This is a genomic window from Streptacidiphilus monticola (genome assembly GCF_042658505.1).
In the GTDB taxonomy this organism is placed as follows: Bacteria; Actinomycetota; Actinomycetes; order Streptomycetales; family Streptomycetaceae; genus Streptacidiphilus; species Streptacidiphilus monticola.
Map to the genome: position 1 here is coordinate 41,902 of NZ_JBHSQJ010000173.1, position 6,298 is coordinate 48,199.

The following is a 6,298-nucleotide window of genomic DNA, read 5'->3' on the forward strand; positions in this document are numbered from 1 at the left end:
GAGCGGCGCGGCCCGCGCCCCCAAGGGGCCTGCCGGGCCTGCTACTTCGCGTCGATCGCGTTGACCCACTTGGTCAGGTTGGCCGGGGACATGTCCTCGCCGTTGTAGGTCGGGTACGCGGACGTGCCGTTGAGCAGGACCGTGGGGGTGGACGAGAAGCCCGACTTGTCGAAGTCGCTCTGGACGGCCTTGACCCAGTTGCCGAAGCTGTTCCCGTTCACGCAGGACTCGAAGGCGGGCGTGTCCAGCCCCGGCACCTTCTTGGCCAGGGTGATAAGGACGCTCTTGTCCGCCCACTGGTCGACCGTCTCGTCGGGCTGGTTGGTGTACAGCACGTCGTGGTACGCGTGGAACTTGCCCACGTTCTGCGCGCAGGCCAGCGCGTTCGCGCCGTTCTTGGAGCCCGATCCGCCGTCGTGGCGGTCGATGAACGAGACGACGTGGTACTGGATCTGGACCTTGTTCGCCGCCTCGAGCGCGTTGATCGTCGGACGCATCGTGTTCTCGAAGGAGCCGCAGGCGGGGCAGCGGGGGTCCTCGTAGATGGTCAGCGTCGCCTTGGCCGACGTGTCGCCGACCGGGATGACCAGCCTGCTGTTGCCCACCGTCCCCGCCGGGGCGTCCTTCGCGGCGTCGTAGGCCGGGGCCCGGTTGCTCTGCACCAGGATGCCGACGACGACCGCGACGACGAGCACGACCAGCACCACCCCGATGATGGTGAACTGCCGTACCCGCTTGGCCTTCGCGGCCTCGCGGGCGCGCTCCTCCCGCAGCCGGGAGCGCGCGTCCCGCTTGCCGTCTTCGTTCTTCTTGCTCATGCCCATCCACTACGTCGCGCTGACGGACCGTCCGCCAGCAGGCTGTCGGCGGCGAGGAAGGTGCGCGGCCGCCACAGCAGCCATCCGGCGAGCAGCAGGAAGCCGCAGTCGCGCAGGATCTCCTGCCAGTACGCCGTGTGCGAGGCCGCGACCGCGCCACCGCCGCCGAAGCAGCCGCAGTCGATGGAGATCCCGCGCGCCCAGACCGAGGCGATCGATCCGATGTAGACGAGGAACAGCACCGCGGACAGCGCCGCGGCGATCCGGGTGCCGAAGCCGACGAGCAGCAGCAGCGCCAGGGCCAGCTCCAGGAACGGCAGTCCGAAGCCGAACGCCGGCACCAGCGCCTCGGGCAGCAACCGGTAGGCGCGGACGGCCTGTTCGGCCGCCGCCGGGTCGTCGATCTTGGCGAGCCCGGCCCAGGCCCAGACCACCGCGAGGCCGAGGCGGGCCGCCGTGCCGATGCCGACGCTCCAGCCCGGCTCGGTCCGGCTCCCGGCTGCCCGGGCGCGCCTCCCGGACGCTTCCTGTACGACCACCTTGGCCGCCTCCCCTGTTCTGCTGTGCTCACAAATCGGACCTTATGCTGCCGTACTCCCTCAAAAGGAGCAAACAGCCCTGGCGGTCAGTGCTTCTGCGCCGCCTTCTCGACGAAACTCCGCAGGTAGGCGGGCGAGTCGAGCAGCCGGGGCTGGGCCCAGAGGTCCACCTCCCGGCCGTTGACCAGGATCGAGGGCGTGCCGTGATGGACGCCGGCGGTGTCGTAGGCGTGCTGTGCCCGGGCCACCCAGTCGCGCCAGGCCAGCCGATGCACCTCGGAGTCGAACGCCTTGCCCCGCAACTTCGGTACTTGGGACGCGAGTTGGAGCAGCCGCTGCTCGGTGAACCCGTCGGCCCGCTCGTCCGGCTGATTGGCGAAGAGCAGGGCGTGGTAGAGCGGGAAGCCCCCGTGCGCGAGGGCGGCTCGGGCGGCGTTGGTGGCCCACAGGGCGCCTGGCCCGGGCAGGCGCTCGTCGAGGGAGGACTCCAGGACGTAGCGGATCAGCACCTTGTGCGCGGCGGCGAGCGAACGCAGCGTCGGCCCCTGGATCCGTTCGAAGGCGCCGGTGGAGTCGCAGCGGTAGTCCTCGAAGACGGTGAGGACGACGGGCGCTCCGCGATAGCCGACGTCGATCGCGGCCCGGTCGCGGTCGAGCGCGGCGGGGAGCGGGAGGGCGGTTCCCCGGTCCGGTACGTCACGGACCAGCGGGGCGCCGAACGACGCCACGGCCGGCGCCGGCACGGCCTCGGCGAGGGCGTGGTCGACGACGGGATCGGCGAGCAGGGCCCCGGACAGCGCGAGGGCGGCGAGTGCCGCGCGGGCCGCGTGCGCGGCCCGGGTCGCTCGTGTCCGGCACGTCGGCATCACGGCTGGCCTCCTCGTCGTCAGCGCCCAGCAAGCTAACGACGAGGAGTGGCCCCGGTTCCGACCCCGCCCACCCCCTCACCGGAACGAGTGAACGGCGGGAGCCCCCGCAGGGGCGCTGAGGGGGCGGCGCTGGGCAGCTGTGCGGCTCCGCCGCGTGGCGGGGGGCGCGAGCAACCCACCGCGGCCGTTCCGTCCCGGCGGGACGAACTCCCACCTGAAGGGGGCGGGAGGGTCGCCCCCCTCGGGGTGGGTTGCTCGCGCCCTCGGGGGTGGGTTGCTCGCGGCCTCGACGGCGCTAGCGCTTGCGGACGCCCGCGGCCAGCTCGGCCGCGAGCTCCCGCACCGCCGCGTAACCGGCTTCCTCGCTCTCGGCGTCGAGAAGCCGCTGCACGAAGGCGGAGCCGACGATCACCCCGTCCGCGAAGGCCGCGACCTCCGCGGCCTGCTCCGCGTTGGAGACGCCCAGGCCCACGCAGACCGGCAGGTCCGTCGTGGCACGGGTGCGCCGCACCAGGTCCTCGGCCAGGTTGCCGACCTGGGCGCGGGTACCGGTCACCCCCATGACCGCCGCCGCGTAGACGAAGCCGCTGCCCTTGGCGGTGATCTTCCCCAGCCGCTCGTCCCTGCTGGACGGCGCGACCACGAACACCGTGTCCAGGCCGTGCTGCTGAGCGGCCGTCAGCCACTCGTCCGCCTCCTCGACCGGCAGGTCCGGCAGGATGCAGCCGGCGCCGCCCGCCGCCGCGAGGTCGGCCGCGAAGCGGGTCTGGCCGTAGCGGTCGACCGGGTTCCAGTACGTCATGACCAGCACCGGCACGTCCGGGTTGGCCGTGGTGACCTGACGGACCGTCTCCAGCACGTCCTTCGTCCGGATGCCGCCGCGCAGCGCGATGTCGTCCGCGGTCTGGATGGTCGGACCGTCCAGCACCGGGTCGCTGTGCGGGAGGCCGATCTCGACGGCGTCCACTCCCCCGTCGATCAGCGCCTGCACGGCCGTCACCGCACCGGGGACGGTGGGGAAGCCCGCCGGCAGGTAGGCGATCAGCGCCGCCCGGTCCTCCGCCTTGGCGGCGGCCAGGATCTGGCTCAACTTGCTCTGCTCGGTGGTCACTTGCTGCCCCCGGTGGTGTCGTCGCCGTCCAGCAGCCCGAAGTACTGCGCGGCCGTGTGCATGTCCTTGTCGCCGCGGCCGGAGAGGTTGACCAGGATGGTCGCCTCCGGGCCGAGCTCGCGGCCTAGCTCCAGGGCCCCGGCGAGGGCGTGCGAGCTCTCGATGGCCGGGATGATGCCCTCGGTGCGGGAGAGCAGCAGCAGCGCGTCCATCGCGGCCGCGTCCGTGCAGGGGCGGTACTCGGCGCGGCCGGTGTCCTTGAGGTAGGAGTGCTCGGGACCGACGCCGGGATAGTCCAACCCCGCGGAGATCGAGTGCGACTCGATGGTCTGGCCGTCCTCGTCCTGCAGCACGTAGGTGCGCGAGCCGTGCAGCACGCCCGGGTCGCCCTTGGTCAGCGTGGCGGCGTGGCGGGGGGTGTCCACGCCCTCGCCGGCCGCCTCGATGCCGACGAGGCGGACGCCCGCGTCCGGGATGAAGTCGTAGAAGATGCCCATGGCGTTCGACCCGCCGCCCACGCAGGCGACGACGGCGTCGGGCAGCTTCCCGGTACGGTCCAGCACCTGGCCCCTGGCCTCCTGGCCGATGACCCGGTGGAAGTCCCGGACCATCATCGGGAACGGGTGCGGCCCGGCGACGGTGCCGAACAGGTAGTGCGTGGAGTCGACGTTGGCGACCCAGTCGCGGAACGCCTCGTTGATGGCGTCCTTGAGGGTCCGGCTGCCGGACTTCACGGGGACGACGGTCGCGCCCAGCATCCGCATCCGCGCGACGTTCAGCGCCTGGCGCTGGGTGTCGACCTCGCCCATGTAGATGACGCACTCGAGGCCGAAGAGCGCGGCGGCGGTGGCGGTGGCCACGCCGTGCTGACCGGCCCCGGTCTCGGCGATGAGCCGGGTCTTGCCCATGCGCCGGGTGAGCAGCGCCTGCCCCAGCACGTTGTTGATCTTGTGCGAGCCGGTGTGGTTCAGGTCCTCACGCTTGAGCAGGATGCGGGCTCCGCCCGCGTGCTCGGAGAAACGGGGGACGTCGGTGAGCGGGCTGGGCCGCCCGGTGTAGTCCTTGAGCAGGCGGTTCAGTTCGGCGGTGAAGGCCGGGTCGGCCTTGGCCTTCTCGTACTCGTCGGCGACCTGCTCGACGGCGGCGACGAGCGCCTCCGGGATGAAACGGCCGCCGAACTGACCGAAGTAGCCCCGTGCGTCCGGGGTGGATGTCACGTCGGACATGGATCTTCCCTGTGGGTGCGGATGACGAATGGTCAAAGCTGAATGCACGACGGTCAGTTGCACTTTCTCTCAGGGGCGCGAGGACACTGCGCGCGAGGACACACACCACCCGGGGAGGTCCGTCCCGCACATGGGGCCGGACCCGCAAGTGGTGGGCCGGTCGCGCAGTTCCCCCCGCCCCTGGGGGAGGTGCGACTAACTCATCGGCAGAAGGCTCGCCATCGCCTGCCGGGTACCTGACCGGGCTCCGCGCCGATCACGTAGCGGACGCGCCTGCCCAGCACCCGTCGCGCCGGTGCGCGGCAGCCACGCGGCTTGCAGCCGCGGGCGAGTCGGGAGCTGAGGGCCATGGCGCAGATCCTAGCGAAGCGTCAGTCGCGGCCGTGCCGCAGCGCGGGGTGGGCTCCGGCGGCGACGAGGTCCGCCACCGCGGCCTTGGGGTCGCGGCCGGTGACCAGCGACTCGCCGACCAGGACCGCGTCGGCGCCGTCGTGGGCGTAGGCGATCAGGTCGTGCGGGCCGCGGACGCCGGACTCGGCGACCTTGAGGACGCCGTCCGGGATCGTGGGGGCCACCCGGGCGAAGGTGCCGCGGTCGACCTCCAGCGTCTTCAGGTTGCGCGCGTTGACGCCGATGATCCGCGCCCCGGCGTCGACCGCCCGGGCGACCTCCTCCTCGTCGTGCACCTCGACCAGCGGGGTCAGTCCGATGGACTCCGCGCGCTCGATCAGGGACACCAGGGCGGGCTGGTCCAGGGCGGCGACGATCAGCAGCGCCAGGTCGGCCCCGTAGGCGCGGGCCTCCCACAGCTGGTAGGAGGTGACGATGAAGTCCTTGCGCAGCAGCGGCGTGTCCACCGCCGTGCGCACGGCCTTGAGGTCGGCCAGCGAGCCGCCGAAGCGGCGCTGCTCGGTGAGCACGGAGATCGCGGCGGCGCCGCCCGCCGCGTAGTCGGCGGCCAGAGCGGCCGGGTCGGCGATCGCGGCGAGCGCGCCCTTGGACGGGCTGGACCGCTTGACCTCGCAGATGACGCTGACGCCCTCGCCGCCCAGCGCGGCGACCCCGTCCTTGGCCTCGGGCGCCTTCGCCGCCAGCTCCTTGAGCTCGTCAAGCGACACCTGGGCCTGGCGCTCGGCGAGGTCCTCTCGGACTCCGGCGATGATCTCGTCGAGCACGCTCACGCGGGCGCCTCCGTTCGGGAGTGGTGTGGGCTCAGCCGGCACATGTGCTCAGCTGCCTCGATGGTATAGGCCGCACCGACCGGTCCTCGCATCGAGCACGTCCGGTCTCGCGGAGCGGACGCCGCCACCGGGTCACGGGGCGAGGAAGGCTCCGACAGGGAGATTCCGCAGCACCGTGAAGGCCACGGCCATCACGGCGACGCCGATCAGCAGTCCGCGCGGGAGCCGCAGCGGCGGGGTCGGCCGTCCGCGTGCCGCATGCCGCGTCCACCGGGCCCAGAGCAGCAGCAGGGCCACCAGCAGGGCCACGCCGAAGGCGTTGTCGTGCAGGGCGGCGGGGACGTCGCCGCGGGTCAGCGCGTGGACCGCGCGCAGCCCGCCGCAGCCGGGGCACCACCAGCCGGTCAGCAGCAGGAACGGGCAGGTGGGGTAGTGGCCGGGACGGCCGGGGTCGACGGCCCCGACGTACGCGACAGCCGCCGCGGCGGCGCCGGCGACGGCCAGGGGGGCGGCCAGGCCGCCCGGCTTCCGGCGCGTCGGCAGCGGCGCCGCCG

Annotated in this window: 8 protein-coding genes; all 8 read right to left on the reverse strand. The window is 72.8% G+C overall.

Annotation, left to right across the window (positions count from 1 at the left end; all coding sequences use genetic code 11):
* Positions 1-41: 41 nt before the first annotated feature.
* Positions 42-818, reverse strand: a complete 777-nt coding sequence (locus ACFP3V_RS30510; protein WP_380590637.1) for a DsbA family protein — start codon at positions 816-818, stop codon at positions 42-44.
* Entirely contained in the window at positions 815-1,357 is a 543-nt protein-coding gene (locus ACFP3V_RS30515) for a MauE/DoxX family redox-associated membrane protein (protein ID WP_380590639.1), read from the reverse strand. The genes ACFP3V_RS30510 and ACFP3V_RS30515 overlap by 4 nt, the downstream gene beginning before the upstream one ends.
* A gap of 86 nt (positions 1,358-1,443) precedes the next feature.
* Positions 1,444-2,223, reverse strand: coding sequence for a DsbA family protein (locus ACFP3V_RS30520; RefSeq protein WP_380590660.1), 780 nt, complete (start codon positions 2,221-2,223; stop codon positions 1,444-1,446).
* A gap of 298 nt (positions 2,224-2,521) precedes the next feature.
* Positions 2,522-3,337 carry a tryptophan synthase subunit alpha gene (gene trpA, locus ACFP3V_RS30525; protein ID WP_380590642.1) on the reverse strand — a complete coding sequence of 272 codons (816 nt, stop codon included), beginning with the start codon at positions 3,335-3,337 and terminating at the stop codon, positions 2,522-2,524.
* The gene (gene trpB, locus ACFP3V_RS30530) at positions 3,334-4,563 is read right to left on the reverse strand and encodes a tryptophan synthase subunit beta (RefSeq protein ID WP_380590645.1); all 1,230 of its coding nucleotides are present in this window, start codon (positions 4,561-4,563) and stop codon (positions 3,334-3,336) included. The genes trpA and trpB overlap by 4 nt, the downstream gene beginning before the upstream one ends.
* Before the next feature lie 200 nt (positions 4,564-4,763).
* Complete coding sequence (gene trpM / locus ACFP3V_RS30535; protein ID WP_380590648.1) at positions 4,764-4,913, reverse strand: tryptophan biosynthesis modulator TrpM; 150 nt, start codon at positions 4,911-4,913, stop codon at positions 4,764-4,766.
* 21 nt (positions 4,914-4,934) lie between these two features.
* Positions 4,935-5,744, reverse strand: coding sequence for an indole-3-glycerol phosphate synthase TrpC (trpC, locus tag ACFP3V_RS30540; RefSeq protein ID WP_380590651.1), 810 nt, complete (start codon positions 5,742-5,744; stop codon positions 4,935-4,937).
* Between the two features lie 132 nt (positions 5,745-5,876).
* Positions 5,877-6,287 (reverse strand): DUF2752 domain-containing protein, encoded by a 411-nt coding sequence (locus ACFP3V_RS30545; RefSeq protein WP_380590663.1) that lies wholly within the window; start codon positions 6,285-6,287, stop codon positions 5,877-5,879.
* Positions 6,288-6,298 lie beyond the last annotated feature (11 nt).

Coding starts and splice junctions, on each gene's coding strand:
- ACFP3V_RS30510 (WP_380590637.1), bottom strand. CDS start 818: ATGAGCAAGAAGAACGAAGACGGCAAGCGGGACGCGCGCTCCCGGCTG.
- ACFP3V_RS30520 (WP_380590660.1), bottom strand. CDS start 2,223: ATGCCGACGTGCCGGACACGAGCGACCCGGGCCGCGCACGCGGCCCGC.
- trpB (WP_380590645.1), bottom strand. CDS start 4,563: ATGTCCGACGTGACATCCACCCCGGACGCACGGGGCTACTTCGGTCAG.
- trpM (WP_380590648.1), bottom strand. CDS start 4,913: ATGGCCCTCAGCTCCCGACTCGCCCGCGGCTGCAAGCCGCGTGGCTGC.